At 51.5% G+C, this 20506-nt stretch carries 18 protein-coding genes; 1 reads left to right on the forward strand and 17 read right to left on the reverse strand.

Annotated features, from left to right (window positions below; translation table 11 throughout):
* Positions 1-157 precede the first annotated feature (157 nt).
* Positions 158-2815, forward strand: a complete 2658-nt coding sequence (locus tag LK436_RS12545; RefSeq protein WP_008396147.1) for a transglycosylase domain-containing protein — start codon at positions 158-160, stop codon at positions 2813-2815.
* Between the two features lie 337 nt (positions 2816-3152).
* Here LK436_RS12545 and spoVAE read toward each other — a convergent pair whose 3' ends face one another.
* The 17 genes from spoVAE to LK436_RS12630 all read right to left on the reverse strand — a co-directional run bounded on the left by spoVAE (position 3153) and on the right by LK436_RS12630 (position 20416).
* Complete coding sequence (spoVAE, locus tag LK436_RS12550) at positions 3153-3509, reverse strand: stage V sporulation protein AE (RefSeq protein ID WP_008396150.1); 357 nt, start codon at positions 3507-3509, stop codon at positions 3153-3155.
* Between the two features lie 3 nt (positions 3510-3512).
* Positions 3513-4709 carry a stage V sporulation protein AD gene (locus LK436_RS12555; protein WP_008396151.1) on the reverse strand — a complete coding sequence of 399 codons (1197 nt, stop codon included), beginning with the start codon at positions 4707-4709 and terminating at the stop codon, positions 3513-3515.
* A gap of 99 nt (positions 4710-4808) precedes the next feature.
* Entirely contained in the window at positions 4809-5801 is a 993-nt protein-coding gene (locus tag LK436_RS12560) for a DNA-binding response regulator (protein ID WP_008396154.1), read from the reverse strand.
* A gap of 187 nt (positions 5802-5988) precedes the next feature.
* Positions 5989-7344 carry an APC family permease gene (locus tag LK436_RS12565; protein WP_015573888.1) on the reverse strand — a complete coding sequence of 452 codons (1356 nt, stop codon included), beginning with the start codon at positions 7342-7344 and terminating at the stop codon, positions 5989-5991.
* Between the two features lie 73 nt (positions 7345-7417).
* Complete coding sequence (locus tag LK436_RS12570) at positions 7418-8116, reverse strand: cysteine hydrolase family protein (protein ID WP_008396158.1); 699 nt, start codon at positions 8114-8116, stop codon at positions 7418-7420.
* A 525-nt stretch (positions 8117-8641) separates the two neighbouring features.
* Complete coding sequence (locus tag LK436_RS12575; protein ID WP_008396160.1) at positions 8642-9094, reverse strand: SpoVA/SpoVAEb family sporulation membrane protein; 453 nt, start codon at positions 9092-9094, stop codon at positions 8642-8644.
* Positions 9095-9140: 46 nt separating this feature from the next.
* Positions 9141-9605, reverse strand: a complete 465-nt coding sequence (locus LK436_RS12580; RefSeq protein ID WP_008396161.1) for a stage V sporulation protein AB — start codon at positions 9603-9605, stop codon at positions 9141-9143.
* Positions 9592-10218: a stage V sporulation protein AA gene (locus tag LK436_RS12585; protein ID WP_008396162.1), complete on the reverse strand. Its 627-nt coding sequence runs from the start codon at positions 10216-10218 to the stop codon at positions 9592-9594. The genes LK436_RS12580 and LK436_RS12585 overlap by 14 nt, the downstream gene beginning before the upstream one ends.
* Positions 10218-10379 (reverse strand): hypothetical protein, encoded by a 162-nt coding sequence (locus tag LK436_RS12590; RefSeq protein ID WP_008396164.1) that lies wholly within the window; start codon positions 10377-10379, stop codon positions 10218-10220. Before LK436_RS12590 ends, LK436_RS12585 begins: the two co-directional genes overlap by 1 nt.
* Positions 10380-10611: 232 nt before the next feature.
* Positions 10612-11349: a SigB/SigF/SigG family RNA polymerase sigma factor gene (locus LK436_RS12595; RefSeq protein ID WP_008396166.1), complete on the reverse strand. Its 738-nt coding sequence runs from the start codon at positions 11347-11349 to the stop codon at positions 10612-10614.
* Between the two features lie 4 nt (positions 11350-11353).
* The gene (gene spoIIAB, locus LK436_RS12600) at positions 11354-11803 is read right to left on the reverse strand and encodes an anti-sigma F factor (protein WP_008396167.1); all 450 of its coding nucleotides are present in this window, start codon (positions 11801-11803) and stop codon (positions 11354-11356) included.
* On the reverse strand, positions 11791-12261 hold the full coding sequence (locus tag LK436_RS12605; RefSeq protein WP_008396168.1) for an STAS domain-containing protein: 471 nt from the start codon (positions 12259-12261) through the stop codon (positions 11791-11793). Before LK436_RS12605 ends, spoIIAB begins: the two co-directional genes overlap by 13 nt.
* 258 nt (positions 12262-12519) lie before the next feature.
* The gene (locus LK436_RS12610) at positions 12520-13917 is read right to left on the reverse strand and encodes a tetratricopeptide repeat protein (protein WP_008396170.1); all 1398 of its coding nucleotides are present in this window, start codon (positions 13915-13917) and stop codon (positions 12520-12522) included.
* 5 nt (positions 13918-13922) lie between these two features.
* A complete protein-coding gene (locus LK436_RS12615) occupies positions 13923-14084 on the reverse strand; it encodes a hypothetical protein (RefSeq protein WP_008396171.1) in 162 nt (53 codons plus the stop codon).
* Positions 14071-15441 carry a bifunctional folylpolyglutamate synthase/dihydrofolate synthase gene (locus LK436_RS12620; RefSeq protein WP_147594805.1) on the reverse strand — a complete coding sequence of 457 codons (1371 nt, stop codon included), beginning with the start codon at positions 15439-15441 and terminating at the stop codon, positions 14071-14073. The genes LK436_RS12615 and LK436_RS12620 overlap by 14 nt, the downstream gene beginning before the upstream one ends.
* Positions 15442-15807: 366 nt before the next feature.
* Complete coding sequence (locus LK436_RS12625) at positions 15808-18189, reverse strand: hypothetical protein (RefSeq protein WP_008396173.1); 2382 nt, start codon at positions 18187-18189, stop codon at positions 15808-15810.
* Positions 18179-20416, reverse strand: coding sequence for an efflux RND transporter permease subunit (locus tag LK436_RS12630; protein WP_049931927.1), 2238 nt, complete (start codon positions 20414-20416; stop codon positions 18179-18181). Before LK436_RS12630 ends, LK436_RS12625 begins: the two co-directional genes overlap by 11 nt.
* Positions 20417-20506 lie beyond the last annotated feature (90 nt).

The raw sequence follows: 20506 nt of genomic DNA on the forward strand, positions 1-20506 counted from the left end.
TTTCTCCCCGGGAACTGATTCTTTCATATTTTTTTGAGTATATTATTAAATTGGAAAGATTGCAACCTGCTTTTTCAGTGTTCACAATATCGTAAAAATTCCGGTATTTATTTATCAGAAAACTTTTGATATAATGGTAGACTGAAGGAGGCTTTCTATGAATTATGGCAGAAAAGAGACCAGACGGCAGATTATGGCCGCCGGCTCCCGAAAGAAGAAGTACGCTAATCGGCTCTTCCTCTCCTTTTTCAAGGTGTTTCTCGTGCTGTGCCTGTTTGTCTTCGTGACCGGCTTCAGCGCAGGAATCGGAATGTTCAAGGGCATTATTGATACCGCGCCCGATTTCAATGCTGAGAGCTTTGCCCCCAGCGGTTTTTTCTCAACCATTTACGACTCTGAGGGCAATGTCGTGGACACTCTGGTAGGAACGAATGCCAACCGTATTGAAGCTACCTATGATGAATTTCCAGAGGATCTGATCAACGCTTTCGTAGCAATCGAGGACTCCCGCTTCTGGCAGCACAGCGGTATTGACCTTCGCTCTATCACAAGGGCGGCCGTCGGTGTGCTGACAAACAATTACCAGGGCGGAGCCAGCACTCTGACCCAGCAGCTCATCAAAAACACTGTGTTCGGCGGCGGTATGGAAACCAGTACCGGCGCAAGGATTGAGCGAAAAATCCAGGAGCAGTATCTGGCCCTTCAGCTCACGAAAAACGTGGACAGGAAGATCATCATCACGAATTACCTGAATACCATTAACCTGGGAAGCAATACCCTGGGCGTCAAAGCCGCGGCTCTCCGGTATTTTAACAAGGACGTTTCAGACCTGACGCTCTCTGAGTGCGCAGTCATCGCTGCCATCACGAAAAATCCCTCCCGCCTGAGTCCAATTACCGGAGCTGAGGACAATGCGCAGCGGCGGTCCACGATTCTTCAGGAGATGTACAATCAGGGATATATCACGAAGGAGGAACAGGAGGAGGCTCTGGCAGACGATGTGTACTCCCGCATCCAGAATGTAGATCTGGCTGCAAAGGAGAACGATACCCCCTACTCCTACTACACAGACGAGCTTATTGATCAGGTGACAGAGGCCCTGAAGGAGGAGCTGGGCTACACGGATACCCAGGCCAGCAATCTGCTGTTCAGCGGCGGACTCAGCATCTACACGCCTCAGGATCCCCGTATGCAGGCCATTGTAGATGAGGAGATCAGCAATCCGGAAAACTATGCTCTGGCTCAGTACTCCATCGAATACAGGCTTTCCGTGACCCACGGGGACGGTACAACGGAACACTTTTCAGAGGGGCACGTAAAGAATTATTATATGGATACCTTAGGACAGAGCGGGTATACGGGGCTGTTTAAAAGCGAGGCAGAGGCCCAGGAGGCAGTTGACCAGTATAAGTCATGGCTTCTGAAGGAGGATGACAAGGTCATCGGAGAATCCCTCACAGTCACTCTCCAGCCACAGGCTTCCTTTGTCCTGATTGAGCAGTCCACCGGATATGTAAAGGCCATCAGCGGAGGCCGGGGAGAAAAGACAGCCAACCGTACCCTGAACAGGGCAACGAATGTCAAGCGGCAGCCAGGCTCCGCCTTCAAGGTCATCACATCCTTCCTGCCGGCTGTGGACACCTGCGGCGCGACGCTGGCCAGCGTATACTATGACGCGCCCTACTCCATCGGCACCAAGACCTTCCGGAACTGGTACGCCAACCGCGGCTACATGGGCTACCACAATATCCGTGAAGGAATCGCCTATTCCATGAATATCCTGGCCCTGAAGTGCCTGGTAGACACTGTGACCCCCCAGCTGGGCGTGGAATATGCGGAAAAGCTGGGAATCACCACCCTCGTGTCAGAGGACATTACCCCCTCCCTGGCTCTGGGCGGACTGACCGTGGGCGTGACGAACCTGGAACTGACAAATGCCTTTGCAACCATCGCCAATGAGGGCATTTACACAGAGCCTGTCTTCTTTACGAAGATTCTCGACCACAACGGCAAGGTTCTCATTGACAATGAGCCGGAAAAGAGGCAGGTGATCAAGGATTCCACAGCCTTCCTTGTGACAGACGCCATGGCTGACTCTGTTGTAAGCCAGAGTCTCTACGCTACGCCTGGCTCACAGCCCAGCACCACCAGCGCCGCAGCAGCCATTCCCGGCATGTCTACCTCCGGAAAGAGCGGCACGACTACGGGAAACAACGACCTTTGGTTTGTGGGCTTTACACCTTACTATACAGCAGGAATCTGGACAGGCTTTGACAACAATGGAAGCATTACGGGAGGCACCTCCTACCACAAGGTTATCTGGCGCAAGATTATGACGCGCATACACGAGGGGCTCTCTGATCCCGGTTTTAAGGTGCCTGACAGCGTAGAGCAGGTGGAGGTATGCAGGAAATCAGGCAAGCTCCCCATTGCAGGCGTATGCAGCTCCGATCCGAGAGGCAGCGCTGTCTATACGGAGTATTTCGCCAAGGGTACGGCTCCGACTGAAACCTGTGATCACCATGTGAGAGTGTCTGTCTGCGGCGTATCCGGCGGAACTCCTACCGCATACTGCCCTGCAGATCAGATTGTGTCAAAAACATTCATGTCTGTCCCTGACGAAGGCTACACAGACGATTCCAAATACGCTATGCCAGGTCCCTGTACCGTTCACACTGGTTCATCAACCATTATCGATCCGTCCGGCGGAAACGGAACAGACGTTCCCTTCGGACCCGGGTATATCCCAAGCTCCGGAAACAGCTCGTCACCGGACGGAAGCGATATCCCCATCGTGCCGGCAGCACCCAATTAGGGAAAAATCATCCCATCGGCTTACGATGAGGCTGATTAAAAAAACTTATGGCAGAGTGCAGGATGCCGCAGAGTAAAAAGGGTAATAAAAAAGGATCCTGCTTCGCAGGATTCTCCGCCTGCGGCGGGTCGCGAAAGCGACATTTTCTTTTCCAACCCAGTGCGATCCTCGCGGAGCTTTTTTATATAACAGGGAACGAAGTTTCCTGTTATATAAAAAACAGCGGATAGCGTGAAGGCGCATCCGCTGTTTTTTCGTTCTATTCTTTTTCATCAGCTTTAAATATATTTCGTACTGTTTGCTGACACCTTCTCTGGTCTGTGCACAGGCCTTCTATCTACTCTTTCATTTTAGGCTTAAAGATCAGTGCCGCAAGGTAGCCGAACACCAGCGCTCCGGCGATTCCTGCTGCCGAAGCAGTGAAACCTCCTTTGAAGATCCCGAGAACTCCTTCCTCTCCGAAGCCCTCAAGCACTCCCTTCCAGAGCGTATTTCCAAAGCCCAGAAGGGGCACCGATGCGCCTGCTCCGGCCCAGTCGGCAAAGGGGCCGTAGATTCCGAGACAGCCGAGAACCGCCCCGGTCACCACCAGGAGTACCATAATCCTTCCCGGCAGCATCTTTGTCTTTTCCATCAGAATCTGAGCGGCGGTACAGATCAGTCCGCCGACTATAAATGCGCGCAAATATTCCAACTTTTATCTCTCCTTTCCGCCCTTTTCATATCCCCTTCCTGAAGGTCTTCTCTTTGCTGCATTTTCTTCTGCCCCGCAGCTTGCGCTTTCCACATGCTCCAAAATCACTCCATGGGAGATTCCCGGCACGCTCTGCCCCTCGTTAAAACTGATCTGGGACAGCAGAGCCCCTGTCGGCAGAAACAGCACCCTCTTCCAGGTTCCATCCTGAATTTTAGGCAGGATATAGGAGCACAGCGTTACGGCAGCGCAGCCGCAGCCGCTTCCTCCGGAGTGGGTGTCCTGGGTGGACGCGTCGAAAATCTTCATGCCGCAGTCCATGTGAATGCCTCTGACATCATATCCGGCCCGCTCCATGAATTCAAACACAATTTTCTGCCCCACAATCCCCAGATCTCCTGTGATTATCTTATCGTAGTAGCTCTGATCCACCTGAAGATCCCTGAAATTTCTGAGAATCGTGTCCACGGCAGCCATGGCCATGGCTGCTCCCATATTCATGGAGTCGTGAATCTGCATGTCCACGATTTTTCCGGGAGTAAACCCGGCAATCTTCGCTTTGGGAGCTGTTTTTTTCTGCGCTTTCCCCCATTCCCCGCTTCCAACCAGGGCACAGCCGCATCCTGTCACTGTCCAGGTGGTTGAAAACGGCCTCTGGTTCCCATAGGCAAGCGGAAAACGGAATTGGCGTTCCGCGCTGGCAAAATGGCTGGATGCCAAAGCCATGGCGCTGTCTGCAAATCCTCCGCTGACTGTCATAGCCGCCAGACCCAGCGCCTCTCCCATGGTGGAGCAGGCTCCATACAGGCCAAACAGCGGAATTTCCAGCTCCATCACCCCGAATGAAGTAGCCACACTCTGTCCCAGCAGATCCCCTGCAAACAGGTACCTTACGTCTTCCCGCCTGTATCCTCCCTTTTCCAGATTAAGGAGCGCCGTCCTGCGCTGCAGTTCGCTCTCCGCCGCCTCCCAGTTTTTCTGGCCGAACATGGGATCTGCCTCTATCTGATCAAAGCAGCTTCCCAGAGGTCCCTCTCCCTCCTTCTGTCCCACAATGGAAGCGGCAGAAAAGATGTACGGGGCCCTGTCAAATATAATACTTGCTTTTCCCTTCTGCATATTGCCCTCCGTATCAGTCATTCTGGCAGGATATTTCCTGCTTTTCTTATTCTCCCCAGAGGGCAGAATTATATTCTGCATCAGGATACGGCCGCAGCGCCTGAAGCCGCAGCTTTTATGAGCATACGTCCCGGGAACAGAGAGCGGCCTTCACTTTTATTCCTGATTCGATTCCAGATTCTATTCCGGAATTCTCCCATGACTTTTGAATTCCCTCGGAGAGCAGCCGAAATATCTTCTGAAATTCTGAAAAAAATAGGAATAATCGTAATATCCAAGCTGTTTGGCAATCTCATTGGCCCTGTTTCTCGGATCTTCCATCAGCGTTCTCGCCCTCTCCATCTTCGCCATTGTCACATAGGTTACGTATCCTGTCCCTGTTTCGCGCTTAAATTTCTTGCTGAAGTAGGAATGTGACAGGGAGAGTTCCTCACACAGTACTGTGAGGGAGAGCTCCTGTTCCAGATGGCTGTCAATGAACCGGAGCGCCTCTCTGATAAAGGGAGAGTAATTCTGCATGCCCGAGCGGATGCGCTGAAGCTCAGAAAGCGTGCGATCGGAGACAGCCCTGGCATCCTTTCTCTCTGCCCGCTTTGTCCCCGGCTCTTTGCCTCTGTCATCTGTTTCAGGCCGTTCGCCCTGATTTTCAGCTCCTGTCCGCTCCGGCAGGCTGCTGTTTCCAGACAGTCTCTTCTGCTTTGTCAGCCCGCCTGATTCAGAACGCATAATTTCTTCCCTGCCGTCTCTTCGTTCCTGTTTTTCCTGTGCCAGACGGACTATCTGCCGCCTCTTTATTTCCAGCCGGTCCAGAACCCAGAGGATTCCCTCCTCCAGTTCATCCATCCTGGGCGGCTTTGTCAGATAGAGCGCTGCCTCATACCGGATGGCCCGGCAGGCCTCCTCAAAATCCCGGCAGGCGCTTAAAATAATAACGAGCGGCCGCTTTTCCTGCTGTCTTTCATAGAGAATCCTGAGGAAATCATTCTCTTTTTCTCTGCCGATCCTCATGTCAGTAATGACAAGATCCGGTTTTTCTGTCTGCACAAGAAAAAGGCCCTCTTTTATACTGAGGACCGTTCCGGCCAGCCTGCACCCCAGGCGGTTCCACTCCACCCCGGTTTTCAAAAGCTCAACCGTCTCTGTATCGCCGTCTACTACAATCACTGAGTACATAATCTTATCAAGTCCTTTATGCTGTTTTCTGTCTGTTTTCTGTCCTCTCGTGTCTTTTGCATCATCCCGGCATTATCTGCTGCCGTCGGGGAACCATGCAGGAATACCCCTGTCATCTATTATCTCCTCTATCATAGTTCCCCCAACAGCTGCATCCTATGTGAAATTGTCAAACCTTCTGCCTGCTTTACTCCTCCTCTCGCACCTGATCCGGTGACAGAATAATCTGCTTCCACTCGTCAGGTTTCTTTTTCTGCATATGCTTTGCATACAGCATAAATGGAACCCCCAGAGCAAAGTAAAGTCCCACAGCCATCCAGCCGCCCAGATCCATGCTTTTCGCGCAGGTGTAAATGACCCAGATTGTAAAGACTACGGAAATACACCCGAGAACTTTTCCGTGCTTTACCTTATACGGACGCTCCCAGTGGGGCTTTGTCTTTCTGAGTTTTAAGAAAGATACAGATACACCGAAATAAATAATTCCGGCAGAAAGCCCTGTTATCGTGAAAATGTAATTGATCCACGCTTCCGGTGCGAACACAGTAAAGTAAAGAGAAAGAATTCCGATTACGATATTGGCCTTCCATGGCTGTCCATAGCGGTTAATGGAAGCAAAGGTCTTTGAAAACTGTCCCTGCTTCGCCCCTCCATAGAGAGTTCTGGAGGCGCTGAGCCAGAATCCCGACAGGGTTGTAATACAGGTACCGATTCCCATCACCACAATCACAAGCCCCAGCCAGTGCATTCCCAGCATATCGGCCACTCTCGGATCGACGATATCGGTCTGCTGCATCCACTCATCTGTGACAATTCCGCCCACTGCGATAATGGCCAGTCCATAGATCAGGAAGGTCAGGAACATACTGGATATGAACGCAATCAGCAGCTTTTTCTTCGGAATTTTCGACTCCTCCACAAGCTGAGGAATCATATCAAATCCCTGAAACTTCATAATCAGAAGTCCTACGCCCATCGTATACCCCGTAAACCCGGACGGAAACCATGGTCTGAGATTATCGAAGCTCCACTGATCGCTGAAAATGAAGATGAATGACGCACAGATGGAAATAGCCAGAGTGCTCCAAAACAAAATATTCTGTATTTTGGCCAGAAACTTAATTTCCAGATTTGTAAGCAAAAACCATATGACTATGATCGAGGCTGCGATGATCTTAATCTGGATAAAGGTTACCGGAAACAGATAGGACAGCATGCTGGAAATTCCGAATGCCACGGAGGGCATTGCCACAATGTATAAAAGCACCAGCGCCCAGCAGGAAAACCATCCCACATTCCATCCAAATGCATTGGAGATCCACACATTTTCTCCGCCTGCATAGGGCAGCATACTCGTCATCTCTGAATAAATCAAGCACAGCGGAAGTACCAGAATACAGCATGTCAGAAGAGAAAATACTGCCCCCGTGCCTGATATTTCAAACCAGTACTTAATTTCTACCATCCAGGCGGCAATCATTCCCCCGGCCGCCATCGCTATAATCTGTGAAAGGCTCAATTCTTTTTTTAATTTTTCTTTCATAGGCATCTCCCCCCGGATTTCCCGTGCCTCGGCCCTTCGGCCTTCCTGCAGCAGCTTTTAAGCTGCTGCTCTTCTACTTCGCTGTTTTCAATACCTCCAGCGTCTCATCTGTACTCAGTACATTGCAGTAAAGAATGTTCATGATTTTCAGCTCCATGTCATGCAGCTCCATATCAGGCGCTGCACAGCAGTCCTCCACGCAGATAATCTGAAATCCCTGATCTGCCAGAACGCGAACGCTGGAAGCCACGCACTGATCCGTCACAATACCTGTGACAACAACTGTATCAATCCCCATATTGTGCAGAAGCTGCGTATAGTTCGTTCCCAGAGAAACACTGTCCGTAGTTTTATTCACCACGATCTCATCCGGCAGAGGGGCCAGCTCATCCACCATCTCTGCCTCTCTCGAATTAATTGGAAGATAGATATTATTCCAGCCGTAGGTGCTCTGTACCCTGGAGCGGTCTCTTCCGTTTTCTTTCAGGCAGGCAATTCTGCCGTATGTAACCTCCATGTCATTTTCCCTGAAATAGTCAATCAGGCGCCGGATATTTGGCACCACTACCTGATCCAGCCGATCGTGGTAGGGAATCCAGCGCTCCTCATCTCCCGCCTCCTTCGCTTTCAGATAATCCCCGCAATCCCTGTTAACAAACTCCTTCTGCATGTCGATCACGAGAAGCGCCGTTTTTTTCTTGTCGAGTTCCATATCAGGCACTTCTTCCATCCCCTGGTAGTAAAAGGACACATATTTGGGATTAATTTTCATACATTTACCTCCTCCTATTTTACTTTTACTTTTAATAAAAGCATATTTTATGTTATTTTTTGTATTTTGTCTATAAATTAAAAAATACAACTAATAAATAGCAAGATATTACATGCAGTCAATTTATTTATCCTTTGTTTCTTTTAGATATTATCATTTTATTGACAATATTTGCCATTTATTGACAATATATTTATGTCAAACGTGACAAAAATTTTGAATTATTCATATAATGCTGCTGTTCATATTTTGTTTGCACTTTATTCTGATATATCTATGACTTGAAATTTGTTTTTAGAATATTTCATATCAAGACTATTAAGAAAAGATGCATCTGCCCCGCAAAAGTCTTTTCCCTGATGCATCTTCAGCAGATATGCTTCCTGATTCAATAGATAAAAATATAGAAGAAAGCGGACCAGTCCCCCACTCACGAGGGCTGTCCGCTCTGCAGGCCGGGCGCGGCTGCGAAGCAGCCGTTTCCATAGGGACGAGTAATCATCGGCAGCGAGGCTTTTGATTCTTTTACAGGAGTCCTGCCAGTGTCCCGAGCCAGTAGGCCATGCCTAAAAGCCACGATACAAATATCCCATACAGAATCACAGGGCCTGCGATTGTAAAGATCTTGCATCCAATTCCAAACACCTGACCTTCTGCCTTATATTCGATTGCCGGAGCGGCCACTGAATTGGCAAAGCCGGTAATGGGGACCAGCGCCCCGGCTCCGGCGAATTTGACAAGTTTTGGATAGATATTCAGGCCTGTCAGGAGGACACTGGCGCCGATGAGGCTTAGAAGTGTCCAGGCAGAGGCTGTTTCCTGATCCATTCCTCTCCCCATAAACAGATTGGTCAGAAGCTGACCGGCTGTGCAGATTGCCCCTCCTACCAGGAAAGCTCTGACCATATTGAGGGGAAGACTGTGGGTCGGAGTTATCTCTTTTACATATTTTCCATATTCCTTCTTATCTATTTCCATTTTTCCGCCTTTCTCTGATTCCTCTTTCTTTTATTCCGCCGTCATTTTAGGAGCCTCCGCCTCCGAAGCCCTTGTAAAAGTAGAGCAGGGAACCTGTCATCTTGCCCAGTGCGATGGACAGTGTCATGTACTGGATTCCCACTGACAGCCGGAGACGCCGGTTCAGAACGGGAACCGCCTTCACCGTTTCCGCCAGGGACATGACCAGGCAGCCGATGAAAGCGCCGAAGCTCAGCCCGGCAAGTCCAAGAAGGGTAAGCCCCAGAACATGGCCGGCTGCCGGAATGCTCCCGATGGGAATGGGAAATTCCAGCAGATCCAGGGCGTTTCCGATGGAGCCTCCCAGGATCAGAAGTGTTTCATAGAGCATAATGTGGCGCCTTGTCTTTGTCTTATCTATTACTCTCGGAAATACCCCTATGATTGCCAGAAAGGCGAAGATTCCGGCCGCTATGACTCCGCCTGCCGTAATCCCTGCAAAGGCCAGAAAAAGCTGCTTAAGTAACGTCATTTCGCGACTCCTTTCTGCTGTCATTCTGTATCAGGGTTTTGTTTACATTGTCCTCATAGAGCCGCATCTCTACCTCAAGAGGCGTGGGATCTGTGTTGATCTTCTTTTTCGCAAAGTGATTGAAAAACACAGTGATTCCAAGGGCAAGCCCCAGGGAGTAGGACAGCTCCAGAACCGTCACTCCCTCCGGCTGTCTTCCCATCACCAGCGTATAGACCTCACGAAACACATCTGTAACGCTGGCGTCATTGTTAAAGGTCATGATGGCGAACATGGCTCCGAAAAAGCAGATCAGACAGGCCGCTCCCGTTTTTGTCCATTCCCATGCATAGACAGGCGCCTTCGGAGGCACATAGGATATGATAAAATCCGTTTCTCCCACGCTGGACACGGAGAGGGAGGGATCTAACTCCTCAATCTTTTTTATGACATCCAGCACATTCCCCATATAGCGGCGGGCCTCATGGGACTTTATGGTCCGGATCTTCAGCGCCTTCACTCTGTTTAATGTGGCCTCGTCGCTGCAGTATACGCCGGCAATGTCATCGAGAAATACGTCCTTTTTGTGAACCTGGGTGATCTGGCTCAGGCAGATAAATACATTCTGTCCCATCAGGCGCCCATCTCCCTGTCTGTCTGTCCGGCCTCCACGAAGGTGCCATGCATCTGCGACTGGTAATTCATATCAAACAGGCAGAACCAAATCACACCCAGGATCAGTACCAGGCAAATCAATGCCAGGACAGCCCCGGCCTTTCCTTTAATAAAATTCATATTCCCACTTCCTTTTTGTATGATTTCAGTTTCTTTAACCGTTAGTATGGAGGCAAAGCCATTTTTTTATTCAAACTTTCTTTTTGAGACTGACGGGGCTTTTGTTCTGCCTGAAACGGATGAACAAAAAAACGGCAGCTCCCCAATAAGAAAGAATCCAGTGCGATCCCCGCGGAGCGTTTTCATATAACAGGGAACGAAGTTTCCTGTTATATGAAAAAGGGCCGGATAGTCAGTCCAGCCCAAATTCCTCTCTCATTTTTTTCAGTATTCTCTTTTCCATCCTTGACACCTGCACCTGGGAAATGCCCATCTGTCCGGCGATTTTTGTCTGGGTCTGCCCGTAAAAATACCGCCGCACAATCAGTTCCCTCTCCTTCTCTCCCAGGGAGCCCAGCAGTTTTTTTAATACCATCCGGTCCAGCACCTCTTCGTTTTCCCGGCTCTCCTGGGAAAGCCGGTCCAGGAGGGACAGATTTGTGTCATCCCCGCCTGCCGGGGCGTAAAGTGATTCCACCTGGGCGCCTGCCTCCAGCGACGCTGCCACCTCCTCGCGGCTTGCCCCCACGCTTCCGGCAATCTCCTCCAGCGTCGGTTCCCGTCCCAAGGTTCCTGCCAGCTTTTCCCTGGCAGCACTCACCTTGATCCCCATCTCCTTTACAGAGCGGCTCACCTTGATCATTCCGTCATCTCTCAGGAAACGCCTTATCTCCCCGGCAATCATGGGCACCGCATAGGTGGAAAACCGCACATCGTAGGAGGTGTCAAATTTATCGATAGCCTTGATAAGGCCGATGCTTCCAATCTGAAAGAGATCCTCCGTCTCACATCCTCTGCCGGCGAACCTCCGCACTATGCTCCAGACCAGCCCCATATTCTCTTCTACCAGCCGATCTCTGGCTGCTTTATCCCCACCGTGAGCCAGCATAATCAGACGGATGGTTCCGTCTGCCTTTCCTGTCCCCTCCATAGCCTCACCTGCCGACTGTCTTTTTTAATGTTACAGTGGTTCCCTTGCCAGGCTCCGATTCCACCTTCACCTCATCCATAAAAGCCTCCATAAAGGAAAAGCCCATGCCGGAGCGTTCTCCTGAAAGGTCTGTAGTGTACATGGGCTCCATGGCCTTCTCTATGTCCGGAATTCCCACTCCCAAATCCCGCACGATGACGGTAGCTTCCTGTCCGGCAATCCCTGTTTCTATGTAGATCGTTCCTTCTCCTCCCTGGTACCCGTGTATCACTGCATTGGTGACAGCCTCGGAAACAGCCGTCTTTATATCGTCCATCTCCTCCACGGTCGGATCCAGACGGCTTAAAAACACTGCCACTGCCACCCTGGCAAACTCCTCGTTTTCCGAACGGCTCTCAATCTCCATTTTCATCCACTCAGGCTCTCTCCTCTTTTCTTCCATTACTTTCTGCATGGCTCTCTCCTTTCCGGGCGCCCTTCCATGGCTGCCTCCTTCGTATCATATCCCTTCACAATCCCCGCAATTCCTCCTATGGCGAGAATTCTCTTTACCTGCCTTCCGGCTCCATAGTAGGCCACCGTCCCGGCGCTCCCCTTCATCTGCTTGTAGCGTCCCAGAAGAACCCCGATTCCGGAGCTGTCCATAAACTCCGTCCTGGTAAAATCAAAAACCAGCCGCGTAATATAATTTTCTGCCAGCAGCAGATCCGTCTCGTTTTTCAAAATTGTGCAGTTATGGTGATCGATCTCCCTTGGCAGATGGATCACCAGCGTCTGCCCTGCTGCCTCGTATGTAAAAGCCTGTCCCACCTTGTTCTCCCCTTTCTGTTTTCTTTCCTGTTCTGACGTATCTCTCTTCATATCTCTCTTCATATCTCTCTTCGTTTCCCGCCCGGCCGATTGACCCATCATTGACGCATCAGCAGCCTCCCTCCCGGATCCAGTATGCCCTTTTTTCCTTCATTTATTCACCAGGATCTCAGAAATCTCTCCTGCTTTTGCGCCGCAGTGCGATCCTCGCGGAGCTTTTTTATATAACAGGGAACAAAGGTTCCTGTTATATAAAAAAAGACACTGCAAAAGAAACAGTTTCTCTTACAGTGTCTTAATTTCCGATTATCTGTGGGTATCTGCCCCTCTCCCAGGAGACAGTCCAGACTATTCAGCCGCTTATTCAGCCGCTGTCTGTGCTTCGCTTTCCCCGGCAGCCTGGGTCTCCCCTGCCGCCGGCTGCTGCCCTGCGGCAGACTGAACATACGGCGCCAGCTCTGTCAGCTGGTTTCTGGCTTTTTCTGCGTACTCAGAATCTCCGTACTGGGTGCTCACCTGGGTGAAAAGCTCTACTGCCTTTGCAAAATCCTGCTTGGAACGGTAAATCATTCCCATGTTGAACAGCACGTTCGGATTGTCCGGCCGGATAGTCAGACAGGTGTTGTAATAGTTCAGCGCATCGTCCATCCTTCCGGCTGACCACATGGTGTAGGCCAGATCCTCCAGGGTCTGATAGCCGTTGGTCTCAATGTCCTGCTTGATTCCATTGGCGATAGCCAGCACCTCCTCGTCCGTAAAGATATACGGGTTAAAGCCCGGATACAGGGTAACGGCTCCCGTCAGGTCATTGTTCCGGTAGGCCTGAAGCATCTTTACGAGAATCGCATACTGATTTACCTGGCTGTCGTTGCTGTTTAAGGCCTCATCCAGCTTCTGCTCTGCTGTCTCCTTGTCGCTCTGCGCCTGGGCCATCTGGCCGTTTAAGCTGTCGATCTCCTCATTGCGCTGGTTCAGCTTCTCCTCATAGCGCAGGATTTCCTGATTGTGCTCATTGTTCAGAGCCTTAATCCTGGTAGGCATGACGAGGAAAAAGATAACCATGGCACCCAGGGCAAGGCCGGCCACAATATTCAGAATCGACTGCCAGCCCGTATTTTCCTTGTAGGACGGCGGGATAATTACATCGTCATCCTGCATCTTTTTGTGGGAAAATGCATTTTTCAGCTTTCTGCGCTCCACATCCGCCCTTCCCGTCCTGGCCTTCACAATGGACATGTACCAGGAGGCCTTAGGGTTGTTTTTGTCAATCTTTAAAACCCTCATCAGGGATTTTCCCGCTTTTGTGTACGTTCCTCTGCTCATGTAGAGCACCGCCAGGAGCAGATGAGCTTTTATAAAGTTCGGATTGACCTCCACCACCTTTGTGAGCTGCAGCACAGCCAGATCGTCGTCTCCGGCCTGCGCCTGAAGAAGAGCCTGGTTATACCGTTTTACATTCTGGCTCACCACATCCAGGCGCTCCGGCTTTCTCTGAATCTGATCCAGATAATAGTCGGCCCTGTTGTCCTGCTCCTTGAAATTCATGCTGATGACCCACTGCACCAGAGCGTCTGATACCTCGCCCATCTCATAGTAAATGAGTCCCAGAAGATTCCTGGCATCAATATGGTACTTATTTAACATCAGACATTTTTTTAAGGCCTCTGCGGCCCCCGTAAGGTCACGTATTTTGGCCCGCTCCAGCCCCACATTGTAAAAACCGTTGGCAGCCAGGCGGATTTTCTTTAACTGATCCATGCTTCTTACCGCTCTTTCACCTGTTTAAGTACTTCCATCACAATATCTGACATATCTGTCAGATCGCTCTTTACAATCGCCTCCCCGATGTCCTCCACCTCAAGGCTCGGCTGAAAGCGGCTGATTTCCTCATCGAAATCAATCATGGTCTCTCTATCTTTCGCCATAATGGTTCCTCCTTATCACATCTTTCATTTCCCCGATCAGATACAGGGAGCCGGCACAGAATACGGTGTCCTCCTCCCCCTTCTCATCAAGGGCTGTCAAAAGCGCCTCTTCTGCAGACGGCCTGACAAACAGCCTGGGCCCATGGCCGCCGGCCTTTGCCATGGCTTCCCTGGAAGCCTCCTCCAGCCTGTGGATGTCAAGTCCGCGTCCATAGGCGATCTGAGTCAGAATCAGCACATCCGGGGCAAACTCCCTCAGGAGTATCTCGGCCATCTCCCTGTACTCCTTGTCAGACGAGACGGCAAAAAGAAGAATTTTCCTCTTTCCGGAAAGCGACGCAGCCGCACGGGCAAAGGCGCGGATTCCTCCCTCATTGTGAGCTCCGTCCAGATATACCCCGGGCATAATCTCCTCCATCCGTCCGGGCCACACGGTTTTCTGAAGCCCCTCGCGGACAGCCCTTTCGGGAATGCCGAGAATTTCTGCCGCCTGCACTGCCAGCATTGCGTTAACCGCCTGGTACTGGGCGGCGAAGGGAATTTCCAGGGGCTCCTCTCCGTTTTTCCTGATAAACAGATGCCCGTCTTTTAAGACAGACTCAGAAAAGCTGTCTGTGCCCACGGCCCTAGCCGGGCTTTTCAGCTCCCTTGCCCTGTCCCGGATCACCGCCGCTGCCGCAGGATCGGTACTGTCGTAGACAACCGGCACGCCAGGCTTTATAATTCCTGCCTTCTCCCCTGCGATCAGCTCCACCGTATTCCCCAGATATTCCATGTGGTCAAGGCTTATGGAGGTGAGCACGCAGAGAGTGGGCCTGTCCACCGCATTCGTAGCATCCAGGCGCCCTCCAAGGCCTGTTTCCACCACAGCCGTAAATCCTTTCCTGCTCTGCATCATAGCCGCAAACATCAGGAACAGGAATTCAAAATAGGTTGGATGGGTAAGCCCCAGACTCTGAAGCCTGCAGAGACCTTCCCTCACCCTGTAAAAGGCCTGCAGAAACTCCTTCTCCCCTGCCTGCTCCCCGTCAAAGCAGAACCGTTCTCTGACACTGACCAGGTGGGGCGAGGTGAATACCGCCGTATGCTCTCCCGCCTCTCTCAGGATGGAGGAGAGGAAGGCGCAGACTGAGCCCTTTCCGTTTGTCCCGGCCACATGGATCAGCCGGATTTTGTCGAGAGAAAGCCCCATAGCTTTCATCATAGCGCGTATATCATCAAGGCTGTGCTTTTCTCTGGAGAATTTCGGGATCCCGTCCAGATACTGCTCTGCCTCTCTGCAGGCATCCGGGCTGTACTCCTCTCCCCTACCTGCGCCTGTCTTATTGTTCTCTGTCATCTTATCATCATTTTTCATTTTGTCCGATTCTGTCCTCCTTTGGCCAGGCAAGGCCATGCTGAAACAGAATGCGCCGGAAGCGGATCGTACAGAAAGCCGTCTCCTGCGATTTTACTCTTTTGTCCATCTCTCTATTATAATATAAGCCTGTCATTATGCAAGGAGTTTATTTCGGTAAATTTTCCTGTTTCTCGACAGGAGGGCAGGAAAAATCCCGCAAATCCTTTTTTCTGTCTGCGCCGGGCCGCCTCGGCGGCAAATATTTACTCGCCCTGGCCCATTCCTGTCAGCCTCTTTTCTCTCTGTTGTAAGGCAGACAGGGCGCCTGCATCCATCTGCAGGCGCCCTGATCTTTTTGGGAGCAGCTCCTTCTTTCTTTTATTGCTATCTGTCTTTAAATATGTCTGCCACAGCCTGCACAATTTTCACAAACACATTCCAGATCCGCTGCAGGGGACCCTCCTCCTTCTGGGAAGCAGCCTCCAGATCCGCTGTGTCATCCCCCAGGGCTTCCTCATCGATCTCGTCCGTCCTCAGCACAATCTGGATACTGTGAGGCGACGGGTTCTTTCCGGATGTGAAGGATACCAGAGGCGCCTCCGGATCCATGTTGAGAAAATTATTTTCCTCCTCATATTTGTCGAGCTGTTCGTCCAGCGTGTTCTTCATATTTCGGCTGGCCGACCTGACGTTTTTCAGATTTTCGATTGCCGTCAGGCTGTTTCCCAGGAGGCTCTGCATCCCAGAGAGCGTCTGCCTTGTGCCGTTGTCCAGAGAATCTCCCGCTGCCGTCAGCGTGTCATTGACAATCCTGAGAACCCTCTCCGTACTCCCCATGGTTCTGGACAGCCGGTTCAGAAACTCCTCTGTGGCTCCCAGGGCGTCAAGCATGGAGGGAACATAGCTGTCCACGGTATCGATGAGCACTCTCGAATCATCCAGAAGGTTCACCAGCTGATCCGTGCAGCTTCTCAGCTCATTGACCGTTTTTGCGGTATCCTCTCCTGCCTCTCCCACCAGACTGCACAGACCGCCTATCCTTTGCATCAGGGCCCCGGCCTTCGCGATTGTCTCGTCTGAACTTCCCAGAATCTCCTTTATCTTCTGCAAAAGAGCAGCCACATCGGCGCTGTAGGCAGTTCCAGGAAGTGTCTCCAGGTCTGCCTCCACCTCGTCTGCGTACTCCGAAAGTTCGTCCTGCCACTCCTCAAAGCTCGCGTCATTATCGCCTCCGGACCCGGGTTCTCCCGACGGTCCGGTCTTTTCCTCCTCAAAGAGAACCCCATCCTCTTCCAGGGAAAACGCCTGAACTTCCCTCTCATTTGAAGCCGCATTTCCCGGCGTAGCCTTTCCCGGCACATCGCCCTTATGGCCTGTATTGCCCTCTTCTGTTTCATCGTCCCTTTGGCCGCCGCTTTCCCTGTCATACCGGAAGGAATCTGCATGCTCAAGGGCCTCCTCAAGTTCCTCCCAGTCATCAGCGGCAGCTTCCCGGCTGGCGCCTGCCCCGGCACTCATCTGGGCAAGGATTGTCAAAAGTTCCTCAATCTGGGCGGATTTTCTGGCTATCTCCCCTGCAATCTGCCTCTGCTCCTCCTGGGTGATCCCTGCCCCAATCTGCTCTGACGCGGTTTCCAGGGAATTTCTGAGGGACTTCAGCCGGTCGTAGAGATCGTCCAGCTCATCCTGCATATCCCCCATTGTATTGTAAATGGAGCGGACGTTGTCATTGATGTCCGTCACGGCATTCTGCGCTGTTTCCAAATAGGGAATCAGGCTGGTAGTCTGCTCGGTGAGGGATGCCAGATCATTCAGCGCCTGGACGGACCCCTCTTCCAGGGCTTTCCGGCTGGCGGAGAGCACCTTGCGTCCCTGCTCCAGACTGCCCATTCCGCCCTGCAGCTCCTTCACGCCGCTCTCCATCGCCTCAAAGGCGCCTAACAGCTCATCGAAGCTCTCATACAGCTCATCCCCGCTTTCCCGCCATGTATCCTTGGCCTCCTTCAGATCGGCGATATGGTCAAAGGCATCGGCCGTCCCCGGCACCATCATCATGACAATTCCCGCGCTCTCAAAGCTGTCCGTGCCGAGCCTTACCGTGTAGTCCCCCTCCTCTCCCGGCAGGGCCAGAAACACAGCTGCGGAAGAATTTCCCACAGACTGAAGCTGGGCGCCGGGAGCGTCGACGCTGTAGCATTTCGACAGGTCGGCCGGAACGGCAACCATCAGCATCAGGTTATTTCTGAAGTAGGCCGCAGCCTTCTTGTTGGGCGTGGCCTTCACATGAATCTCCACCAGACCGGACGCTCCGTTCAGCGTTTTCGGTTCCGCCTCCAGGCCATTCAGTTTATAGGATACGTCAAATTTCCACGGAAGCTCCATCTGCCCCTCCGGCAGGGTGCACTGGTAATAGAACCTCTGATTCCTGTCGGGAAAGGTCCACGTTACACTGCCGTCTTTTAGAACCGGCTGGGCGCCGTCCGTCATGTTGATTACCTTTTCGTATGTACCATAGTCTGTATAATCCGTCACTCCGTTTGTGGTGCAGCCCTTGACTACGTTCATCTGCGTCTCTTTTCCATAGTAGTCCAGGTTCACATACATGGTTTCGTCCACCTGTACCCGCGGAGCAGCTCCGTAAGCTGAAAAGGGTATAGCTGTCACAAGCATGACGGCCGCCATGCACGACGCGAGCAGGCGTTTCCCTGCACGGGAGCTGCCCTTAAAAAGCAGCCGGATTCTGAATCTTGTGAATCTATTTTTCATGGCTGAAAGGCCTCCTTCTCTGTTTCCTGCATTTTTCTTCCTGGCCGCTTTCTTCTGTCTCTGCCTCTCTCCCTTTCCTTCTTCTCAGAAGTCTTCGGAGTCTGTCAAACTCATTATCCATTAAGATGTCATCGAACAGGACCAGAAACGCCGGCATCAGCGTCAGCACCAGAAGCATGCTGAGGACTGCTCCCCTTCCGATCAGATGGCCCAGATCTCCGATGGCCGCCACAGTGGAAATGAAATGTACCGTATAGCCCACAATCGTCAGGATGGAGCCGGAGGTGAGGACAGCCGGAATACTGCGGTTCAAAGCCATTATGGCCGCCTGTTTCTTGTCGGCCTCCTTCCTGCAGTCCAGATAGTTGCTGGTAGTGAGAATCGCGTAGTCCACCGTCGCCCCCAGCTGGATGCAGCTCACGATAATATATCCCATGAATATCATGGTGTCCCCTGCAATATAGGGGACAGCCATATTAATGAAAATGGCGATCTCAATGGGTATCATGATAATCACCGGTATAATCAGTGATTTAAAGCTGAACATTACCACCAGAAACACGCAGATCAGCGACAGTACATTGACTCTGTCATAGTCCTTTGTGATGGTAGCTTCAATATCCTGGGTGGACGGCGTCGTGCCCACCAGGTAGGAGTCCTTCGGATAATACTTCTTCATAATAGCCTGGATCTCGTCGGAGCATCGATATGCCAGCTCACTCTCCCCCTTTGTTCTCACATAGATCAGGATTCTCGAATACCCGTTTTTGTGGAGCAGCTCTGTCATGGAGCGGGGCAGAAATTCCTCCGGCACCCCGGCCGGCAGAGTCCCCGCCATGGAAGTCACGGACTTGGTGTAGGGAAGTGCTTCCACCTCGTCTGAAAACGCCTTTTCCGTCACCAGGGAGGAATCTGGAACCAGGGCAATCATCATATTGCTGCGGCCGAATTTTCCATTGATAAGCTGCTCATCCTCATAGACCTTCGTCCCCTCGCTGTTGCCCACTGCCTCGTTTCCAAAGAGGAAGGAGTTCATGCCCTGAGCCGTGTAGGCCGGGACTGTGACAATGGCCACAAAGATAAGAACGCCCTTTCTCATGCTGTAAATTCTCCGGCTCAGGCGGTCAAATTCCGGCAGGAACGGACGATGGGCCGTCCTCTCTATGAGAACCGTTGTCCTCAGAATCATGGCGGGCATGAAGAGCACCACCGTCAGAAGGCTTAAGACAATTCCCTTGGCCAGTACAATTCCCATGTCAAAACCGATGCTGAATTTCATAAAGGTCAGCACAATGAATCCCACAATCGTCGTCAGGCTGCTGGCAAAGATGGATCGGAGGGCCTCGTCGATGGCATTTCTGAGGGCCTCTGTCTGAGAAAGCCCCTTCTTCTTCTCCCTGGTGAAGGCATGGATCAGAAAGATGGAATAGTCCATGGAAACAGCCAGCTGCAGAACTGCCGACACGCTGTCCGTCAGAAAAGAAACCTCCCCCAGAAAAATATTCGTCCCCTTATTGATGACAATGGCAACCCCCATGATGGTGAGATAGAGCACAGGCTCAAACCAAGAATTGGTGGTTATGCACAGGATCACGAAGATCATGATCACTCCCAGCGTCAGGATCATGGCCATCTCTCTCGTTACATTCTCCTCCAGGGACTTGTTCTGAACAGCCATTCCGGTGAAGTATCCCTTGTCCCCCAGGATTTTCTCCATCTCATCGATGGCCCTGGACGTCCTCTTGTCCGTATCCCCCTCCACGAAGGTCACGTCCATGACGGCAGAGCCGTCCTTGTAGTAGTCGGCAATGTCGTCTCCGTCGATAAAACTGTCCGCTGAAAATACATCGGTTTCCGTATCCAGCCACAGAATCTGGTCCACACCGTCCACTGCCTCCAGCTGATCCTTGTACTGCTTCGCCTGGTAGAGGGTAACCCCGTCAATCATGATCCGCGCCGTGCCGGGATAACCAAATTTCTCCTCCATCAGATCCAGTCCCTGCTTGGACTGTACCGTGTCGGGCAGATACTCTGTCAGGTCATAGTTTACCTCCACAAAGGGAGCTGCCACCGCTGATATGAGGACAGCGATCAGAAACAGCTTTTCAATAATCCGGTTCTTTTCAATAATAAAGTCAGGAAGGCGGAATTTTTTTCTCTCTCCTTCCAGCTCCCCTGCAGGCTTCAAACCTTTTATTTTTATTGCTCGTATGAATCTCCGTATCATAGTCAGAATCTCCTGCCTTGTCATAGTTCGCTGTCTCTATTATGCCCGCCGCTGTCTTCCATCCGTTTCAGAATGAACCGCGTATCAGCA

The sequence above is a fragment of the Clostridium sp. M62/1 genome (genome assembly GCF_020736365.1).
Lineage (GTDB): Bacteria > Bacillota > Clostridia > Lachnospirales > Lachnospiraceae > Otoolea > Otoolea saccharolyticum_A.